At 63.8% G+C, this 19,453-nt stretch carries 17 protein-coding genes; 8 read left to right on the top strand and 9 right to left on the bottom strand.

Features of this window, described 5'->3' with window-relative positions; all coding sequences use genetic code 11:
* Positions 1-56 precede the first annotated feature (56 nt).
* The 5 genes from LSQ66_RS16265 to LSQ66_RS16245 all read right to left on the bottom strand — a co-directional run bounded on the left by LSQ66_RS16265 (position 57) and on the right by LSQ66_RS16245 (position 4,212).
* On the bottom strand, positions 57-1,385 hold the full coding sequence (locus LSQ66_RS16265) for an MFS transporter (RefSeq protein ID WP_231766235.1): 1,329 nt from the start codon (positions 1,383-1,385) through the stop codon (positions 57-59).
* Between the two features lie 53 nt (positions 1,386-1,438).
* Positions 1,439-2,761, bottom strand: a complete 1,323-nt coding sequence (locus tag LSQ66_RS16260; protein WP_231766234.1) for a GH1 family beta-glucosidase — start codon at positions 2,759-2,761, stop codon at positions 1,439-1,441.
* A gap of 127 nt (positions 2,762-2,888) precedes the next feature.
* Complete coding sequence (locus LSQ66_RS16255) at positions 2,889-3,185, bottom strand: DUF3144 domain-containing protein (protein WP_231766233.1); 297 nt, start codon at positions 3,183-3,185, stop codon at positions 2,889-2,891.
* 95 nt (positions 3,186-3,280) lie between these two features.
* The gene (locus tag LSQ66_RS16250; RefSeq protein WP_231766232.1) at positions 3,281-3,463 is read right to left on the bottom strand and encodes a hypothetical protein; all 183 of its coding nucleotides are present in this window, start codon (positions 3,461-3,463) and stop codon (positions 3,281-3,283) included.
* A 92-nt stretch (positions 3,464-3,555) separates the two neighbouring features.
* Positions 3,556-4,212 carry a TetR/AcrR family transcriptional regulator gene (locus LSQ66_RS16245; protein WP_231766231.1) on the bottom strand — a complete coding sequence of 219 codons (657 nt, stop codon included), beginning with the start codon at positions 4,210-4,212 and terminating at the stop codon, positions 3,556-3,558.
* Between the two features lie 157 nt (positions 4,213-4,369).
* Here LSQ66_RS16245 and LSQ66_RS16240 point away from each other — a divergent pair, with 157 nt between their 5' ends.
* From LSQ66_RS16240 to LSQ66_RS16230, 3 genes are read left to right on the top strand one after another with little or no spacing between them, the layout of a single operon-like run.
* The gene (locus LSQ66_RS16240; RefSeq protein WP_231766230.1) at positions 4,370-5,494 is read left to right on the top strand and encodes an HlyD family secretion protein; all 1,125 of its coding nucleotides are present in this window, start codon (positions 4,370-4,372) and stop codon (positions 5,492-5,494) included.
* A gap of 12 nt (positions 5,495-5,506) precedes the next feature.
* Positions 5,507-7,090, top strand: a complete 1,584-nt coding sequence (locus tag LSQ66_RS16235) for a DHA2 family efflux MFS transporter permease subunit (protein ID WP_231766229.1) — start codon at positions 5,507-5,509, stop codon at positions 7,088-7,090.
* 18 nt (positions 7,091-7,108) lie between these two features.
* Positions 7,109-8,542, top strand: coding sequence for an efflux transporter outer membrane subunit (locus LSQ66_RS16230; RefSeq protein ID WP_231766228.1), 1,434 nt, complete (start codon positions 7,109-7,111; stop codon positions 8,540-8,542).
* Here the strand turns inward: LSQ66_RS16230 and LSQ66_RS16225 are convergent.
* Complete coding sequence (locus tag LSQ66_RS16225; protein WP_231766227.1) at positions 8,535-9,413, bottom strand: LysR family transcriptional regulator; 879 nt, start codon at positions 9,411-9,413, stop codon at positions 8,535-8,537. The genes LSQ66_RS16230 and LSQ66_RS16225 overlap by 8 nt on opposite strands.
* A 99-nt stretch (positions 9,414-9,512) precedes the next feature.
* Here LSQ66_RS16225 and LSQ66_RS16220 point away from each other — a divergent pair, with 99 nt between their 5' ends.
* The 5 genes from LSQ66_RS16220 (at position 9,513) to LSQ66_RS16200 (ending at position 15,533) form a co-directional block, all read left to right on the top strand.
* Complete coding sequence (locus LSQ66_RS16220; RefSeq protein ID WP_231766226.1) at positions 9,513-10,112, top strand: short chain dehydrogenase; 600 nt, start codon at positions 9,513-9,515, stop codon at positions 10,110-10,112.
* A gap of 48 nt (positions 10,113-10,160) precedes the next feature.
* Positions 10,161-11,861 (top strand): dipeptidyl-peptidase 3 family protein, encoded by a 1,701-nt coding sequence (locus LSQ66_RS16215; RefSeq protein WP_231766225.1) that lies wholly within the window; start codon positions 10,161-10,163, stop codon positions 11,859-11,861.
* A gap of 132 nt (positions 11,862-11,993) precedes the next feature.
* Positions 11,994-13,748: a methyl-accepting chemotaxis protein gene (locus tag LSQ66_RS16210; protein WP_231766224.1), complete on the top strand. Its 1,755-nt coding sequence runs from the start codon at positions 11,994-11,996 to the stop codon at positions 13,746-13,748.
* 189 nt (positions 13,749-13,937) lie between these two features.
* Entirely contained in the window at positions 13,938-14,624 is a 687-nt protein-coding gene (locus tag LSQ66_RS16205) for a hypothetical protein (protein WP_231766223.1), read from the top strand.
* Between the two features lie 96 nt (positions 14,625-14,720).
* On the top strand, positions 14,721-15,533 hold the full coding sequence (locus LSQ66_RS16200; RefSeq protein WP_231766222.1) for a BON domain-containing protein: 813 nt from the start codon (positions 14,721-14,723) through the stop codon (positions 15,531-15,533).
* A gap of 45 nt (positions 15,534-15,578) precedes the next feature.
* On the opposite strand, the gene LSQ66_RS16195 is transcribed toward LSQ66_RS16200, so the two are convergent.
* The 3 genes from LSQ66_RS16195 to LSQ66_RS16185 all read right to left on the bottom strand — a co-directional run bounded on the left by LSQ66_RS16195 (position 15,579) and on the right by LSQ66_RS16185 (position 19,445).
* Positions 15,579-16,178 carry an IMPACT family protein gene (locus LSQ66_RS16195; RefSeq protein ID WP_231766221.1) on the bottom strand — a complete coding sequence of 200 codons (600 nt, stop codon included), beginning with the start codon at positions 16,176-16,178 and terminating at the stop codon, positions 15,579-15,581.
* Positions 16,179-16,232: 54 nt separating this feature from the next.
* The gene (locus LSQ66_RS16190; protein ID WP_231766220.1) at positions 16,233-17,642 is read right to left on the bottom strand and encodes an amidase; all 1,410 of its coding nucleotides are present in this window, start codon (positions 17,640-17,642) and stop codon (positions 16,233-16,235) included.
* A 246-nt stretch (positions 17,643-17,888) separates the two neighbouring features.
* Positions 17,889-19,445: an RICIN domain-containing protein gene (locus LSQ66_RS16185; RefSeq protein WP_231766219.1), complete on the bottom strand. Its 1,557-nt coding sequence runs from the start codon at positions 19,443-19,445 to the stop codon at positions 17,889-17,891.
* Positions 19,446-19,453 lie beyond the last annotated feature (8 nt).

Raw genomic sequence — 19,453 nt, 5'->3', positions numbered from 1 at the left:
GTCCAACCTTGGGGGTCTGACCCCAAGGTGTGGACACGGGCTCGGCTGTTTCTGGTTCAGGCGTCTTCCTTGTTGTGGAAGGGCGCGAACCAGGTGACGAGGAAGGAGGGGATGGTGGCGGCCATCACGAACCAGAAGTAGTTCACGTAGCCGAGGAACTGCTGCAGGTGGCCGCTCACCAGGCCCGTCACCATCATGCACATGCCCATCAGGCCCGTGCCGAAGGCGTAATGGGTGGTGGTGTACTTACCGGGCGCGAGCTGCTGCATCAGGTAGATCATGAAGCCCACCGAGCCGAAGCCGAAGAAGAACTTTTCCACCGCCACGCCCACGCTGATCACCACCAGGCTGGCAGGCTGGTAGTAGGCCATCAGCAGGAAGGTGACGTTGGGGATATTGACGGCGCAGCACAGCAGGAACAGCGTGGGCCTCAGGCCGCGCCTGGCCACGAACAGGCCGCCCAGCAGGGAACCTACCAGCACCGCCACCAGCCCGTAGGTGCCGTAGACGATGCCGAGCAGTTCGTTGGACAGCCCCAGCCCGCCCTTTGCCACCGGGTCCACCATGAAGAAGGGGCCGATCTTTTCCAGTAGCCCGATGCTGAGGCGGAACAGGAAGGCGAAGCCGATCATCAGCCACACGTCGCGCTTGCCGAAGAAGGTGACGAAGGAATCCTTCAGGATGAACCAGGCCTGGCCGATGGAGGAGGGCGCATTCTCGGCGCGCGCGCCTTCGGGCATGGTTTTCATGTGCCACAGCGCCATCACCAGCGCGAGCCCGGCTGCAAGGAAGAAGACGATGCGCCAGGCATCGATCCATTCCGGCCCGAATACCTTGGAATCGTGATGGAAGTACTGGCTGTGCAGCCAGCCGCTCAGGTAGACCATGCCGCCCGAGGCGACGATGGGCCCGATATTCCAGCTCAGGCTCTGCACGCCGCAGTACAGCGACTGCGAGCGCCCGTCCAGGGCCGTGACGTAGACGCCGTCGGCGGCAATGTCCATCGTGGCGCCAATGAAGGACAGCACCGTGAACAGGAACACCAGCAGCACCATGTAGTCCGGCAGCGCCATGGCCAGGGCCACGCCCGCGAAACCCAGCGCGATGGCGAACTGGGCGCACAGCACGAAGAACTTCTTGGTGCGGTACATCTCCACCACCGGCGCGAACAGGGGCTTGATGGTGTAGGCGAGGATCAGGTAGCTCGCGTATTCGGCCGCCTTGCCGTTGTCCATGCCCAGGTTCTTGAACATGATGGCGGTGACGCTGTTGAGCATCACATAGGCGAGGGCCATGGTGAAATAGGTGCTGGGCACCCACAGCAGGGGGCTGGCGCCGGCGCGCGGCATGCTGGCGGCGCCGATCTCGGATGGCAATGCGGACATGGTGTCTCCTTAAAAAAAATGCCCGGCTATGCTGCCGGGTCATCCGTGCTGGATCAGCGGGCGCGCTGGGCGTCGATGAAATCGCGATACCAGAGCGCACTGTCCTTGGGCGTGCGGACCTGGGTCTCGTAGTCCACGTGGACGATGCCGAAGCGCTTGGCGTAGCCGGAGTTCCATTCGAAGTTGTCCAGCAGGCTCCAGAGGAAATAACCCTCCACCTTCACGCCGGCGTCCATCGCCTTCTTCAGCGCCGCAAGATGGTGCTCCACGTACTCGATGCGCTTCGCGTCCGGCACGCGGCCGCCGACCAGCTGGTCGGCATTGGCCATGCCGTTCTCGGTGATGAGGATGGGCGGCAGCTCGTAGGCGGCGTTCAACTTGAGCAGCAGCTCGGTCAGGCCCTGCGGGTAGATTTCCCAGCCCATGTCGGTGAAGCCCAGGGGCGGCTGGGGCTGGCGCGGCGGCGTTTCGGCGCTGCAGAAGGCGCGGAAGTAGTAGTTACAGCCGAGGAAGTCGATAGGCTGCTGGATATCTTTGAAATCGTTATCATGCACGACCGGCGCATTGGCCCCATGGGCTTTCAGGGCAAGCTCCGGATAGCGGCCCTTGAAGATGGGGTCCATGAACCATTCCACCGAGCGCGAGTACTCGAAGGCGGCCAGGTCGCGGTCGGCCTGGCTGTCCGTTGCGGGGTCGGCCGTCCACTGGTTGAGCACGATGCCGAGCCTGGCGCTGCTGCCCACCGCCCGCATGGCCTGCATGGCCAGCCCGTGCGACAGCAGCAGATGGTGGGAGACCTGGATCGACTGCTTCAGGTCGGCCACGCCGGGCGCGAACTGGGCGTTGCCGTAGCCGAGGTTGGCCGAGCACCAGGGTTCATTGTGCGTTGCAATCGTTTTCACGCGGTTGCCGAAACGGCGTGCCACTTCCGCTGCATAGACGGCGAAGTGCTTGGCGGTATCGCGGTTCAGCCAGCCGCCTTCGTCCTGCAGGCCCTGCGGCAGGTCCCAGTGGTAGAGGGTGACGTGCGCCTCGATATTGCGCGCCTCCAGCTCGCCCAGCAGGCGGTCGTAGAAAGCGAAGCCCGCCTCGTTCCATGCGCCCTTGCCCTGAGGCTGCACGCGCGACCAGGCAATGGAGAAGCGGTAGGCGTCCACATGCAGACTGGCCATGAGGGCCACGTCCTCGGCGTAGCGGTGGTAGTGGTCGCAGGCCACATCGCCCGTGCCGCCATCGATGATCTTGCCCGGCGTATGGGTAAAGGTGTCCCAGATGGACGGGCCCTTCCCGTCGGCGGTGGCGCCGCCCTCGATCTGGAAGGCGCTGGTGGCCACGCCCCAGGTGAAGGAGGGCGGGAAATGCTGGAGTTCGCTCATTGTGCAGGTTTTGAGTTTTGGTTTGAAAACGATTTCACGAGTGTCCGAGCATTAAACAGCATGCCATCCCCGGTGTCAATTGCTGAAGTGAGAAAAGCCGGCTGCGGACGCAGCCGGGTGGGCGGACTTAGCCGCGGAACTGGTCGAAGTTCTTTTCGTAGTCGGCCAGATTGTCGGTCAGCATCTTACGGAACTGCTCCTGGAAGTGTTCCATGCCTTCCTTCTGCATCTCGCGGAACTGCTCGACCGTTTCCGCATTGCGCGCCAGCAGGTGGGCGTTGAAGCGCGCGGCGGCAAACAGCAGGGCTGCCGCGGCCAGGCCGGGCGTGGCGCCGCTTTCACGGCCCTCGTTATTGGTGTGCTGGATCAGGGAGTTGCTCAACTGCCAGAACAGCTGGTCTTCATTGTTCTCTTGCTCGCTCATCGGGGGCTTTCGTTAAGGTGGACTGGCTATGCTGACACGAACGGGGGAGGGCTGCAAGAGTGCGAAAAAAAAACCGGGCGTGGCCCGGTCTTTGTTCAGTTGGCGACGAAGCGCGGCGGTATCTCGATGCCGCCTTCATGCGCCGCATTGGCGTATTCGCGCAGTTCGTTGATGGCGAGGTCCAATTGCTCCTTGCTCGGATTGGCCTGGAAGCCCCGGATGCGTTCGTTCAGCGAGGCGACCTTCTTGCTCCATTCGAGCCGATCCATCTTGCTCATACTGCCCTCCCTACAAAATTATTCTTAAGGGAATCAGTATCCGGCAGCGGGCGTTCCCGCTCCGTGCGTTGCCGCACATATCGCTGAGCAGCTTAGCGGAGGACGCTGCGCAGGAACAGGTCCACGGCGAACTCGACAGAAGGCGACTCCTCGCGGCTCAGCGCTTCCACCCCAAACAGATAGCGCTTCAGGGGATCGCCCGTCAGGCAGTTGATCAAATGCACGGCCAGCTGGTTGGGCGGCATGTCGTCCCGCAGCTGGGCGCGGATGTCGGGGCGCTCGAAATAGCGCGTCAGCATGAGGCGGGTCTGCTGGGGCCCGCCTTCGAAGAAGGCCTGGGCCAGCTCGGGGGTCGCATGCGCCTCGGCAATGACCATGCGGTGCAGGTTGATGACGGCCGGCGACGCCAGCAGCTCGTGGATGCGCTGGCCCACGTCCAGCAGCACCTCCCGGATCGGGCGCTGGCTCGATTCCAGGTCTTCCATCGAGGAGAAGAAATGCTCCCGCCCGCGCAGGAGGATGGCCCGGAAGAGGCCGGCCTTGCCGCCGAATTTCACATAGATGGTGCGCACCGCCACCCGCGCGGCGCGCGCAATCATTTCCAGGCTCACCTTGCTGTAGCCCTTGCTCAGGAACAAGGTGGCCGCCGTGTTCGTCAGTTCGAACATGCGCGCCTCCGCCTCGCTGGCCTTGGGGCGGCCGGGCTTGGAACAGGCGGGGCAGGAAAGATCGATCTGCTCGTCGGACATTGCGAAAAGAGACTCCGTCAAAAGAAAACAGGCTATCAGATGCCATTACTTTACACCATCCGGCTCGGAAAATGAAATGAAATCGTTTCATTTCTTGACTTGTGGGATTTTTGCGCTAATAATGCTCCGAACACATTTCATTTTGATGGAGCGTCCCATGTCCACCCACCACGCAGAACAAAAACCGCTGAGCGCCGTTCCCGCAGCTCCTGCCGCCCAGGCCGCTCCCGCCCGCACCCCGCCCAACCGCCGCGTCCTCGTGGGGGCAGGGCTGATCGCACTGGCCGCCCTGGTGGCGGGCGGCCGCATGTGGTATCGCAGCCATTTCTATGTCGAGACGGAGAACGCCTATGTGGCGGGCCATGTGCACCCAGTGTCCTCGCGCGTGGCGGGCGTGGTCGGCAAGGTGCTGATCGACGATAACCAGATCGTGAAGCAGGGCGATGTGATCGCCGAGCTGGATCCGGTGGACCAGCAGATGAAGGTGGACCAGATCAAGGCCCAGATCGCGAGCGCGCGCCAGCAGGTGCTGCAGGCCGATGCGCAGGTGGCGCAGGTGAATGCGCAGGCCAGCGCGGCCGCGGCCCAGGTCAAACAGGCAGAGGCGCTGCAGCTGCGCGCCACCCAGGACGCCGAGCGGTACAGCCAGCTGTACACGGCGCAGATGAAGGCGGTGTCGAAGGCGGAACTGGATGCGGCCAATGCGAGCCGCGCCAGCGCCGCCGCCGACGTCAGCGCGCGCAGGGACAGCGCCGCCGCCGCCCGCGCCCAGATCACCGCCGCCGCTTCGGCGCGCGACGTGCTGAAGGCGCAGATCGAAGTGCTGAACGTGCAGCTGAAGGACGCGGAGCAGCAGCTGGCCTATAACAAGATCCTCGCGCCGGTGGGCGGCCGTATCGGCAAGCGCACCATCGAAGTGGGCCAGCGCATTCAGCCCGGCCAGCAGCTCGCGGCCATCGTGCAGGACAACGTCTGGGTCACCGCCAACTTCAAGGAAACCCAGCTCGCGGATATGCACGTGGGCCAGCCGGTCCACCTGAGCATCGACGCGCTGCCGGGCAAGGAACTGGTGGGCCGCGTGGACAGCTTCTCGCCTGCCTCGGGCGCGCAGTTCGCGCTGCTCCCGGCGGATAACGCGACCGGCAACTTCACCAAGATCGTGCAGCGCGTGCCCGTGAAGATCACGCTCAAGCCGGAAGACATCAAGGCCTACAGCGGCCGCCTGGTGCCCGGCATGTCCGTGATCGCCGAAGTGGCCGTCAAAGAAACCGCCGCGCACTAAGGAGCGCTCGCAATGAGCACAACGCAAACGCTTCCCGGCACGGCCGGCGCGGCGGTGCCCGCACGCACCTGGATCGCGGTGGCGGCCGGCATGCTGGGCGCCTTCATGGCGGTGCTGGACATCCAGATCACCAACTCCTCGCTGCGCGACATTCTCGGCACCCTGTCCGCCACGCAGGAGGAGGGCTCCTGGATTTCCACCGCCTACCTGGTGGCCGAGATCATCGTCATTCCCATGACGGCCCTGCTGACGCGCGTCTTCGGCATGCGCGGCTACATGATGGGCACCACGGGCCTTTTCCTCGTCTTCTCCACCCTGTGCGGCTTCGCATGGAACCTGGAGAGCATGATCGTGTTCCGCATGATGCAGGGCTTCACGGGCGGCGCGCTGATCCCGATGGCGATGACGCTCGTGATGGCCAAGCTGCCGCCTTCCAAACGCGCCACCGGCATGGCCATCTTCGGCCTGACCGCCACCCTGGCTCCGGCCATGGGCCCCACCCTGGGCGGCTATCTCAGCGAGCTGTACGGCTGGCCTTCCATCTTCTATATCAACTGGGTTCCCGGCCTGCTGCTCATGGGCGGCATCGCCTACGGCCTGGATGCCGAGAAATCGAAATGGGAGCTGCTGCGCGATGCGGACTGGCTGGGCATCGGCCTGATGGCGCTCGGCCTGGGCTGCCTCACCATCTTCCTCGAGGAAGGCAACAGCAAGGACTGGTTTGACTCCGGCTTCATCATCACCTTCGCCGCGCTGGCGCTGTTTGGCTTGCTGGGCTGGGTCGTGACCAGCGCCATGCGCGCCCAGCCATTCGTCAACCTGGGCCTCTACGGCCAGCGCAACTTCCTGGTGGCGACGGCATTGTCGGCCGTGATGGGCATGGGCCTGTACGGGTCTTCCTTCCTGCTGCCGCTCTTCCTGAGCCAGATCGCGGGCTACTCGCCCATGCAGATCGGTGAAGTGATCATGTGGGTCGGCCTGCCGCAGCTGTTCATCATGCCTTTCGTGGCCAAGCTGTCGTCGAAGTTCGACAACCGGCTGCTGTGCACCATCGGCCTGCTGCTCTTCGGCGGCTCCTGCCTGATGAATGCCTTCATGGACGCGAGCACCGGCTACGACCAGCTGATGGTGTCGCAGGTGATCCGCGCCATGGGCCAGCCCTTCGTGATGCTCACGCTGTCGAACTTCGCCATGAACGGCATCCAGCCCAAGGACATGCCATCGGCTTCGAGCCTGTTCAACATGACCCGCAACCTGGGCGGCTCCATCGGCATCGCCATGCTGGCGACGGCGCTGACCCAGCGCGAGCACTTCCACTCGGCCCGCCTTGGCGAATCCATCACCGGCTTCTCGCTGGCCGTGCAGCAGCGCCTGGACTCGATGACGCAGGCCTTCATCGGCCAGGGCATCGATCCGGTATCGGCAGCGGACAAGGCGCTGAAAGCCATCGACGGCATCGTGCGGCGCGAGTCCTACGTCATGGCCTACAACGACGGCTTCCTGATCGTGGGCGCCATCCTGCTGGCCTGCATTCCGATCCTGTGGCTGTCGGACAAAGTGAAATCGCCCTCCGGCGCCGGCGGCGGCGCGCATTGAAAAGAACGAGGTAAAGAAATGACCAAGCAATTCCAACGCATGACTCTTGGCGCGGCCGTTGCCGCCGCTGTGCTGGCGCTGTCCGGCTGCGCGACCGTGGGCAGCGACTTCAAAGCCCCGGCCAATGTGAGCGAAACGTCGTTCCGCCATGCGCCGCAGGGCGCGGCCAGCGGCGCCCGCCTGCCTGCGCAGTGGTGGACCGTGTTCGGCGACGAGACCCTGAACCGCCTCGAGCAGCAGGCACTGCGCGACAATCCATCCGTGCGCATCGCCGCGCAGCGCATCGTTCAGGCCGAAGCGCAGCTGGGCCTCGCGCGCGCCAGCCAGCAGCCGTCGGTGAACGTGAATGCAGGCATCTCGAATGCCCGCACCTCGGCCAACACCTCGCAGGGCCTGGCGCTGGGCGGCCGTTCCATCAGCGGCAACAACTTCTCGGCAGGCGCCGCCTTCTCCTATGAGCTGGACCTGCTGGGCCGCGTGCGCCGCGCCGTCGAGGCGGCGGACGCGCAGGCCCTGGCGGCGCAGTCGGACCGCGACGGCGTGCTGCTGCTCCTGTCCTCGCAGGTCGCCACCGCCTACTGGCAGCTGCGCGGCCTGGATGCGGAAATGGCCATCCTGCGCGGTGCGCTGGACACGCGCCGCGAAACGGAAGAACTGGTGAACGCCCGCTTCAACGCCGGCCTTTCCAACGAGCTCGATACTTCGCGCGCGAAGATCGAACGCGCCAATGCGGAGGCGGACCTGGAAGAAGTGCAGCGCCAGCGCAACCAGCTGGAGCACGGCCTGGCCGTGCTGCTGGGAGCTTTGCCCACCACTACCGTGCTGCCCGCCGTTGCGGAAGCAAAGCTGCCGCAGCCGCCTGCGATTCCCGTGGGCGTTCCGGCCACCGTGCTGGGCCACCGCCCCGACATCGCGTCCAGCGTTGCGCAGCTGCGCGCGGCCAATGCGAACGTGGGCGTGGCGGAAGGCGCCTTCTATCCTTCGCTCAGCCTGACCGGCAATTTCGGCTTTGCTTCCGAGAGCCTGGGCGACCTGCTGAAAAGCGGTTCGCGCGCCTTCAGCTTCGGACCCCTGGCCCTGTCGCTGCCGGTGCTGGATGGCGGCCGCAACCAGGCCAACCTGAACATCGCGAAGTCGCGCTACGAGGAAGCGCTGGCCAACCACCAGAGCAAGCTGCTGACGGCGCTGCGCGAAGTGGAAGACTCGCTCTCCGACGTGCAGCAGCGGCAGCAGCAGGCGCAGGTGCAATCGGCCTCGCGCGAGGCGGCGGAACGCGCCTACCTGGTCGCGCGTGCGCGCTACGAGCGCGGTCTTTCGACCTATCTGGACGTGACCGATGCCCAGCGCAGCGCCCTGGCGGCGGACCGTGCGGGCGTGCAGATCGGCACGCAGCGCCTGCTCGCCTCGGTCGCCGTCGCGCGCTCCCTCGGCGCCGGATGGTCCGCTAACTGAAACGTTCCAGCACGAAGTCGATGAAGGTGGTGAGCTTCGGCGTGGGCTGGCGGTCGCGCGGGTAGAGAAGGTGCACGGGGCGCGCGGCCGGGACGTAGTCTTCCAGGATGCGCACGAGCCGCCCCGCCGCGATATCGCGCGAAAGAATCATCTCCGCCTGCATGGTGATGCCGAAGCCGCTCAGTGCCGCCATGCGCAGCGCATGCGTGCTGTTGGACCGCAGCCGCGCAGGCGGGAAGGCGCGGCCGTCCTTCTCGCCCTTCAGACGCCAGCGTCCCTGCGCCGACCAGCCGGTGAAGTCGAGGCATTCGTGTTGCGCCAGATCGGCCGGAACGCGCGGCACGCCGCGCCGTGCAAGATACTCGGGCGAGGCGCAGATAGCCATGCCGTAAGGCTTCAGGGGCCGCGCGATCATCGTCGAGTCGCCCAGCACGCCGATGCGCACCGCCGCATCGAAACCTTCCTCCACCAGGTCCACCATCCTGTCGTTCAGGCTCAGTTCCACACCGATCTCGGGATACAGCGCCAGATATTCGGTGAGGGCAGGGCTCAGCCACTCGGCGCCAAACGATACGGGCGCCGAAATCTTCAGCTGCCCGCGCGGCGCGCCGCGCATCGCCTCGGCCCCGCTTTCCGCCGCCTGGATCTGCGCCAGGATGATGCGGCACTGGTCCGCATACTGCCTGCCGATCTCGGTGAGCGACTGGCGCCGCGTCGTGCGCGTAAGCAGGGCTGCGCCCAGCCGCTGTTCCAGCGAGCGGATATGTTTCCCCACCATGACGGGCGAAATCTTGAAGCGGTCCGCGGCGGCCGTGAAACTGCCCTGGTCCACGACCGCGACGAAAATCTCCATGCTGCGCAGCTTGTCCATTACTAACCTATGGTTTGGAATGATGTTCATCCTAACTCATTTATTCCTGTTTGGAAGAATTGGATACTGGCCGCTCTTTGACCATACAGGAGAGCAGTAATGAAAATCGTCGTGATCGGCGCCACGGGCGCGGTAGGCAAGGCAGTGGTGGAGCAGCTGGGCCAGCGCCACGAGATCGTCACCGTCGGCGGCACCGGGGGCCAGTACCAGGTGAAGTTCGAGGACGAAGCCTCGGTGCGCGCCCTGTTCGCCAAAACGGGCAAGGTGGACGCTGTCGTTGTCGCCGCGGGCGATCTGCATTTCGGCCCGCTGCACGAGATGACGCCTGAGCAGTTCCGCAAAGGCCTGAACAGCAAGCTGATGGGGCAGATCAACGTGGCTCTCATTGCGCAGGAATACCTGAACGACGGCGGCTCGATCACGCTCACCAGCGGCATCGTGGGCCAGCAGCCGATCCGCTTCGGCGCGAATGCGTCTGCGGTGAATGCCGCGGTGGAAGGCTTCGTGCTGGGTGCGGCGATCGAACTGCAGCGCGGCCTGCGCATCAACGTCGTGAGCCCGACGGTGCTGACCGAATCGCTGGACAAATACGGCCCCTTCTTCTACGGCTTCGAATCGGCCGATGCCAGGCGCGTGGCCCTGGCCTACAGCCGAAGTGTAGAGGGCGCGGAGACCGGCAAAACCTATAAAGTTTGGTAAAGACAGGATTACAATGTGGCCTCCTTTCAACTGTTGAGAAAAGGCCACATGAACAAGATCCTGATCCCGATGGTGCTGGCTGCCGCCAGCGCCGCTGCCGTGGCGGCGCCCGCCACCGTCGCAGAGCTGAACAAGATGACGCAGCGCTTCGCGCCGGTGGAGCTGAAGGCCGATACGTCCGGCCTCAGCGCAGGCGACCGCAAGGCCATCGCCAAGTTGATCGAAGCGGCGAAGATCGTCGACACGCTGCAGCTGCGCCAGCGCTGGGAAGGCAACGAGGCGCTGTGGGCGGCGCTGCAGAAGGACACTTCGCCGCTGGGCAAGGCCCGCGCCGAGTACTTCTGGCTGAACAAGGGCCCGTGGTCCATCATCGACGGCAACCAGTCCTTCCTGCCAGCCGACATTGCGGGGATCAAGATCCCGGCCAAGAAGCCCGAGGGCGCCAATTTCTATCCGTCCGGCGCATCGAAGGAAGCGCTCGAAAAGTGGATGAACGGCCTGGCCGCCAAGGACAAGCAGGACGCGCAGTGGTTCTTCACTACCATCCGCAGCGGAGCGGACGGCAAGTTCAAGACCGTGAAGTATTCGGAAGAATACAAGCCGGAGATGCAGAAGCTCTCCGCGCTCCTGAAGGAAGCCGCCGCCGCCACCGATAACGCATCGCTGAAGAAGTTCCTGAACCTGCGCGCGGACGCATTCCTGAGCAACGACTATCTCGCCTCCGACTTCGCGTGGATGGACCTGGACTCGCTGGTGGACGTCACCATTGGCCCGTACGAGACCTACAACGACGAACTGTTCGGCTACAAGGCCGCCTTCGAAGCCTATGTGAGCATCCGCGACGAGAAGGAGACGAAGAAGCTGGACTTCTTCGCCAAGCACATGCAGGAGCTGGAAGACAATCTGCCGCTGGACAAGCAGTACCGCAACCCGAAGGTTGGCGCCGTGGCGCCGATGGTGGTGGTGAACGAAGTGTATGGCGCGGGCGACGGCAATATGGGCGTGCAGACGGCCGCCTACAACCTGCCGAACGATGAGCGCATCATCAGCCAGCGCGGTTCCAAGCGCGTAATGCTGAAGAACGTGCAGGAAGAGAAGTTCAAGGCCACGCTGACGCCGATCTCGAAGATCGTTCTGCGCGCGCAGGACCAGAAAGACGTGGATTTCAACTCCTTCTTCACCCACATTCTCGCGCACGAAATCACGCACGGCCTCGGGCCGCACATCACGAAAGTGAAAGGCGTCGCCTCCACGCCGCGCCAGGACCTGAAGGAGACCTACTCCACCATCGAGGAAGCGAAGGCGGACGTCACCGGCCTCTATGCCCTGATGTACATGATGGAGAAGGGCCAGCTGAAGGACACGCTGGGCCAGGGCGCCGAAGCCGAACGCAAGCTGCACACCACCTTCCTCGCCTCGGCCTTCCGCACCCTGCATTTCGGCCTCACCGACTCGCATGCGCGCGGCATGGCGATCCAGATGAACTACCTGCTGGACAAGGGCGGCTTCGTGTCCCACGGCGACGGCACCTTCTCGGTCGACTTCAAAAAGATCAAGCAGGCCGTCATGGACCTGGACCGCGAGTTCCTGACCATCGAAGCCACGGGCGACTATGCCGCCGCCAAGGCCATGATGGCCAAGTACGTGGTGATCCGCCCCGATGTGCAGAAGGCGCTGGACAAGATGAAGTCCGTCCCGAACGACATCCGTCCTTCCTTCCCGACCGCCAAAGCGCTGTTGGCGAAATAAGACAGTCCGTTTGCGGTAGAGCAAAACCAATCTTGCTCTACCGCTAATCTCTTGTTGGTCCGCAGCAAGACCCTGGCTTTCGTGGTAACGTTTCCTTTTGTTACTTAACATCCAGACCAGGGACATTTCTAAATGGACATCGAAAGCACCAAGATCAGCACCCGCCTTTCCATTGGCTTTGGGCTGGTTTTCCTCCTCCTGATTGTAGTGACGGCGCTCGGCATCAACCGGGTGCAGAAGATCGACACCATCCTCACCAACGTCAGCGACGTGAACAACGTCAAGCAGCGCTACGCCATCAATTTCCGCGGCAGCGTGCATGACCGCTCGATCGCCCTGCGCGACGTGGTGCTGGCGGCCGATGCCAATGCCGCCAGGCCGCATATCGAAACCATCCGCACCCTGGCTGACAACTACGCCAAGTCCGCCGCGCCCCTGGACCAGCTGCTGGCCAGCCGCAAGGACACCAGCGCGGCCGAAAAGGAAGCCATTGCGGGCATCAAGGAAGCCGAGGCGAGGACCCAGCCGCTCATCGCCAAGGTGATCGAACTGCGCCAGGCCGACAACACGGCCGAAGCGGGAACGCTGCTGGCGCAGCAGGCGGCGCCTGCCTTCACGAGCTGGCTCGCCGCCATCAACAAGATGATCGACCTCGAAGAGAAGATGAGCCAGGACCAGGCGGAAAGCGCCAAGACCGTTGCGCGCAGCTTCTTCTTCTTCATGGTGGTGCTGTGCGGGGTTGCGATCGCCATCGGCGTGGCGGCCGCATGGTTCATCAGCCGCGGCCTGCTCAAGCAACTGGGCGGCGAGCCTGAATATGCGGCCTCCATCGTGGCCAGCATCGCCGCTGGCAACCTGGCCGTGAACATCGACACCAAGGCGGGCGACCGTTCCAGCCTGCTGCACGCCATGCGCGGCATGCGCGACAGCCTGGTAAACATCGTTAGCCAGGTGCGTGCCGGTACGCAGACCATTGCCACCGCATCGCGCGAGATCGCGGCGGGCAACCAGGACCTGTCGGCCCGCACCGAAATGCAGGCCGGGAATATCGAACAGACCGCATCGTCGATGGAAGAACTGACGGGCACCGTGAAGCAGAACTCCGACCACGCGCGCCAGGCCAACCAGCTCGCCATGTCCGCATCCGAAGTGGCGACCAAGGGCGGCGCCGTGGTGGAAGAAGTTGTGAGCACCATGGCATCGATCAACGAATCGTCCAAGAAGATTGTGGACATCATTGGCGTGATCGACAGCATTGCATTCCAGACCAACATCCTGGCCCTGAATGCGGCCGTGGAAGCGGCGCGCGCGGGCGAGCAGGGACGGGGTTTTGCTGTGGTGGCGACCGAGGTGCGCAACCTCGCCCAGCGTTCCGCTGGCGCGGCGAAGGAGATCAAGGCACTGATCGACGATTCCGTCGAACGCGTGGACGCTGGCGCGAAGCTTGTGGACCAGGCGGGCGACACGATGAAGGAGATCGTGGACAGCGTGAAGCGCGTGACGGACATCATGGGCGAGATCTCCACGGCGAGCCAGGAGCAGACTGCGGGCATCGAGCAGGTGAACGAAGCCATCTCGAACATGGACGCGGTGGTGCAGCAGAACGCCGCGCTGGTGGAGCAGGCCGCTGCCGCAGCAGCCTCGCTGCAGGATGAAGCGAATCACCTGGAATCGGTGGTCAGCGTGTTCCGCCTGGACGACTCGCAGCAGAGCGCGCCGCTGGCGCCGCCGGTGAGCGCCGTGGCGTCCGCCGCCGCCGTGGTGCCGATGCCACGTCCCGCGCCGCGTCCGCAGGCGCGCCTCGCAGGCGCCCGCAAGGCCGCCGCAGCGCGCAAGGCCGCCCCCGCCGCTGCCGCCGCCGAAGAAGACAGCTGGGAAGAGTTCTGATGAGCAGGGGACAGACCTGAACAGGGTCTGTCCCCGGTACCCCAGTCCGCCACCGAACACAGTCCGCGGCCTTAACAATCCCTCAAACATGCCTATTTCCACAAGCAAATATTTTGTAACAGCCCATCCCGGCCTGTAACAAATTGCGCTACGGCATGTATAGTGAAACTTCGAATCAGGAGTTTCACCATGTCAAAATTCCCCGCCGCCGTCCTCCTTTCTCTTGCCGCAGCAGGCGCCAGCGCAGGCCAATTGACCGCAACGGAAACGCGCTGGCTGACGGCCGGTTCGCCGGTGCTGGCTTACGCGAAGGAATTGAAACTCCCCATCGACATCATCGTCCAGCCCCAGGCCGGACCAAACGATGTTCCCATGGCCATGGGCTTCGCCGACGGCCGCTGCAAGCTCGTGCTCTCCATGCGCGGCAACCCCAACGCGGAATCGATTTTCGACGGCGTGCCGGAAGCGCAGCAGGGCGTGCTGATCGAAGCGATGACGGCGCATGAGGTGGCCCATTGCTGGCGCTACGCGCAAGGCAGCTGGCACGCGCTGCCCTCCGGCTTCGTGGAAGTTGGGCAGGAACAATCGGACAGCCCGGAACTGCTCGAGCTCTCCAAGCAGATGCGCGAAACCCGCCGCGAAGAAGCCTACTCCGACCTCGCTGCGCTGGCCTGGACCCAGCGCACGCACCCCGGCGACTACGCACGCGTCCATCGCTGGCTGGAAGGCGTGCGGGCGGACCAGCCCAGCCATGGCTCGCACGACACGCGCGCCTGGCTCAAACTTGCGGGCAATGGAGGCCAGTTCGCGGCTGGCGCCAGTCTTTTTGACCAGGTGAAAGTTCTGTGGAGCGAAGGGCTGCTTCAGTCTGAATAAAGTAAGGCCGAGGTGTGGTCTGTGTTCGCTCACGCACAGAAGGAATGTGCCCAACAGCGTTAAATCTTCATGCCAACCATCCTAAAGGGGACCGACATGAAGAAACTCGTATTCCTGACGCTGGCCACTGCCGCTAGCGTTGCGTTCGCACAAAACACTGACAGCGCCGGCTACAAGGCCGCCCACGAGAAAGCCGAAGCCGACTACAAAGTCGCCAAGGAACGTTGCGACGGCATGAAGGGCAACAGCAAGGACGTGTGCAAGGAAGAAGCGAAAGTGGCGCGCGCCCGTGCCGAAGCCAATGCCGTAGCCCAGTACAAGAACAACAAATCGGACATCGACCGCGCCAACCGCAAGCTGGCCGACGCCGAGTATGACCTCGCCAAGGAAAAATGCGATGACCTGAGCGGCAACGCCAAGGACACCTGCCAGGCGCAAGCCAAGGCAGCGAAGAGCTCCGCCATTGCAGGCACCACGGCCGACAGCCGCACCGGTGTTCTGGTCGATAACACCAACCGTTCCACCGTCGCTGCCAACGCCGCCGATGTGCGCGACCGTACGGCCGCTGCCGCCAACACGGCTGCCGACCGCACCGCCAACGCTGCCGAAAACGCCAAGGACAAGACCGTGGCCGCAGCACATGACATGAAGGAAAAGACTGCGGAGAAAACGGCTGACGCATCGCAGGCCATGTCCGACACCATGATCACCACCAAGGTGAAAGCCGACATGGCGGCCGACAAGACTGTGAAGGCGATGGACGTGCACGTCGAGACCCAGAACGGCGTCGTGATGCTGAGCGGCTTCGTGCCCACCAAGGCGGAAGCCGATCGCGCCGTGCAGCTGGCCAAGGGCGTGAAGGGCGTCACCGACGTGAAAAGTTCGATTCAAGTGAAGAACACCAAGTAAGCCGGTTTTCTTCACCTCGCGGCCTGCGCAATGCAGGCCGTTTTTTTATGCGCTATCTTCCTCGCGGCGCCATACGATGCGGCCCGCTCCCGCTTCGTTCAGGCGAAGCTGCAGGCCTGCCGCATCCCCGGCGGGGAGGCTGAAGGTGAAGCCGACATCGTCGCCATGCACCACTTCGTCCAGCCTTGCGCCCGCGGCATCGAGCTCCCGGCGCAGCAGTCCTTCCAGCGGGTAGGGGACAGCGCAGCGCAAGGTCTGCAGCCGGATGATGGGCACCTTCTGCGCTGTGAGCAGGGCCTGCGCCACGCTGTCGGTATAGGCGCGCACCAGGCCGCCCGCGCCCAGCTTCACGCCGCCGAAGTAGCGCACCACGGTTGCCAGCACCCCTTCCAGATCCTGGTGGCGCAGCACGTCGAGCATGGGACGTCCTGCCGTGCCGCTCGGCTCCCCATCGTCCACTGCCGCCGACTGGCCGCCCGCCAGCAAGGCCCAGCACACATGCGCCGCGCCGGGATGCTGCGCACGCAGCTGCGCAACGACGGCCTGCGCACCCGCCCGGTCAGGCATGGGCTGCACGCAGGCGATGAAGCGGCTTTTTTTGATGAGGAGTTCAAAGTTGACTGAGGCGGCTAAGGTATGAGGCATGGCGCCATCTTAAAACAAAACTCGCGGCGGGCGCAGTCGTGTCCGTTCCCCGGCTCAGTTCAATTCCGGCTCGAGTGCCGCCGCGACGTCGAACAGGCGGCTCTCTGCACCTGGTGCGCACACAATCATGACGCTGGGCGGCAGCCCCGTGGCCGGGTCGGCGAAACGCCAAGCCGGAATGGCCATCGCTGGCAAGTCAAGGTAATTGCAGAAGGTAAGCGGCGTCATGAGCTTGTTCAAGCCGGGACGCAGGGTCTTTCTGTTCATCTGGCCGTGCTTGGGCGCCAGCATGCCAATGGTTGGCAGCACAAGGATGCCGTCCTCGCCAAGCATGGCGCGGTAGTGGTTGCGTGCGGAATCGAAGAAAGCGGCCAGGCGCGTCATCTGGCGTACATCGCGTGGCTTGGACAAACGGCCGAGCGTAGCGCCGTGCAGTATCCAGGTAAACAAACCGGGATCGATGCCCGGACGGCCTGTTACTTGATGCCATGCTTCGCGCCACACGCTGAACTTTGGAGCGCCATCGGGACTGAGCAATGTGTGCCAGTCCTGCTCGAAGTCGTACAGGATCACGTCGGCGCTGCGAACAAACATCCGGGGCACGTCGTCGAACGCCGGTGTTTCCGGTCTGAGTCCGGCCTCGACGAGGAATGACAGGGCGGCGCTTAGTGCCTCCTGGATGCACGGCTGTTCCACACTGTAAGGGAAGCGGTCCGGTACAAGCAGGCGCAAGCCTTCCAGAGGTGCCGGAGCACGCAGAGGCTCGCGCGCAATCACCTCATAGACCAGACGGGCATCGCGCACGCTGCGAGCGAGAGGACCGACAGCCAGCCAGTTGGCCGAGTAACCCGCTACGCTGGGCCAGGTGCCCTGTTTGTCGACTGCGCCTGAAGCAGGCTTGAAACCGACCACACCGCAAAAAGCGGCCGGTATGCGGATTGAGCCGAGGATGTCCGACCCGAGGCCGATCAGGCTGGCGCCGGATGCCACGAGCGCACCTTCTCCGCCAGTTGAGCCTCCGGCCACACGTTCCGGGTCGAGCGGGTTGTTGGTTCGCCCAAAACGTGGATTGCTCGTTTCCCCCGTCATCGCAAACTCGGGAATATTGCTGCGGGCGACGATGATCGCGCCAGCATCGCGCAGGCGCCGGACCACCGCCGCATCGCTGCCTTGTTGTTGGGGACGCATCCGTAGGGAGCCCGCTGTGATGCTGGTCCCGGCAAGGGCGAACGTCTCCTTGACCGTAACCGGCAAGCCGCAAAGGGGCCCCGGGCGTCGCTCAAACGCTTGGCGGCGCGCGATCTCGTCCAGGATTGTCGTGCAAGCGTTGAGCTTGGGCTGGCTCAGTTGGAGTTGGCCCAGTTGCTGCTCGAGGAGAGCGCTAGCGGTCAGTTGGCCTGCGCGCATCCGCTCCAGATAGGCACTGGCATCGGGCATCGGTAAACGCTTGGAATTGTTTGGCATAAAAGGGTTCGACAATGGACGAGTTGGCATTTTGCCACCAGTGCGACAGGGCTAGCCGCAATAGACAAGCCTTTTTTGCAATGGGTACGCCATACGTAAAGATAAAAGGGGCTTGAGAGTATCTGTTCCTGAGAAATTCATCTGCGCGGACAATATGCTTTTATCTACGGACGAAAAAAGGCTTTCCCGCCGAAGCGGCAAAGCCTGATTTGTTACCGCTGAATAGGACTAGTCGGCGGAAAAAGCTCAGGACTGGGGATTCGGCAATCCTGCGATCGCGGCGGTGAAGGACGCTACGGCCGGGCGCGCTGCGAACGCGTCGACGGGGTAGGACGCGCCCCACACCGGCGAGTGGTCCCCCTCCAGCGCGGTCGGAGGTGTGCCGCTCGCCGGGAAGGTGTAGATCCCGAACTCGGTTTCCGATGACCCGGCGGCTCCTTTCCAGAGCTCGTCCGAATACTCGAAACAGCAGGCGCCCAGGAAGGTGCTGCCTGCAGCCTTCGCCAACGGAAGAATCGTCGAGAACTGGTTGTAGAGATTGTTGGCCTGGGTGGTTTCGCCGCCGTTGGCGTTGCTCCAACCGAGCTCGCCGTAGAACCAGTACATGCCCGGGAATGCCGCTGGAAACGCCGCATTGTATTCGGTCAGCTGGGCGCCGGTCTGGTAGGAGTTGACCGATGCGATGAAGCGCGTTGCAGGAATCCCGGCGGCGGTGAAGGCATCGCTGAGCGCCTGGATCGCGTATTGGCCCATGATGGGATTGGCGGGCGGGTTGGGCTGCGGAATGCTGGTGTTGACCGGATTGATCGCGGTCGTGACCGGGCTGGTGAAAGGCAGCACATTAGCGGCGGGAATGCCAAGGCTCGCCTCCGCGGCGATGATGAGACTCGCGACCGCCGCAATGTCCTGCGCCTCGCAATAGCCGTAGGCGCCGCTATTGCTGTTGTCGTATTCATTGCCGATGGCCCACATCACCACCGGTCCGGGCGCCTTGTTGTTCGCATAGACTTCGGTGACGATTTCGGTGATCCACGACGCCAGATCCGTGCTCGACGAGGGGCCTGCGGGATTGGCGTTCTGGGTCCGGTTGTTGTACGCGGTGCCCGTGAAGAAATTGCTGATGGGGACGATGACGCTCAGGCCTGCGTTCGCCGCGGCAGCGAGAAACGGCTGGTGATTGCGCATCCAGTAGCCGTTCGGCGCCGGCACGCTCCAGTTGTACATTTTGATCGTATTGCAGCCGAAGCCCGCGATCGTACCGAGATCGTTTCGCTGGCCCGGGCTCCACAGCGCCTGGAAATCCGCATTCGCGAAATCGGTATCGCCATACTTGGACGGCGCAGGCAGGCTGGCGTAATCCGAAGGCGAGGGTTCCCAGTTCATGCCGATCATCGGTTGCAGGAGTACGCTGGCGATCAGGCTCCATTGGTTCTGCGGCGCGGCCGATGACGTGGAAACGTAGACGAGGGGACCCGCCGGGCCGCCGGAGGCACTCGCCAGCAGATAGCCGGGATTGTTCTGGAGCGAGAGCTGGGAGGTGGCAGCATCGTAGTTCCACTGCTGGAGGTATCCGCTGGCGCCCTTTGCCGCCAGGGTCGCGGCGCTTCCGTCCTGGAGCTGGCTGCTTGCGATGCTCAGGCAAAGGTTCGCCGACGAGGAGAGGACAAGATAGCCATCCGCCGTGAGAGCCCAGCCTTGCAGGCCGGAGGAGCCCTGATTCAGCAGTGCTATCGCCGAGCCCGCAGTTCCCTGTGCCGCCGTTACGACTCCACCGCCAACGTTGCTAATGTAGAAGTTACTCATGTATGGTC

Origin of the sequence: Massilia endophytica (genome assembly GCF_021165955.1) — a bacterium.
Classification (GTDB): domain Bacteria; phylum Pseudomonadota; class Gammaproteobacteria; order Burkholderiales; family Burkholderiaceae_D; genus Rugamonas; species Rugamonas endophytica.
The sequence above is the reverse complement of the archived record's forward strand: the minus strand, read 5'-3'. Positions and strand labels throughout refer to the sequence as shown.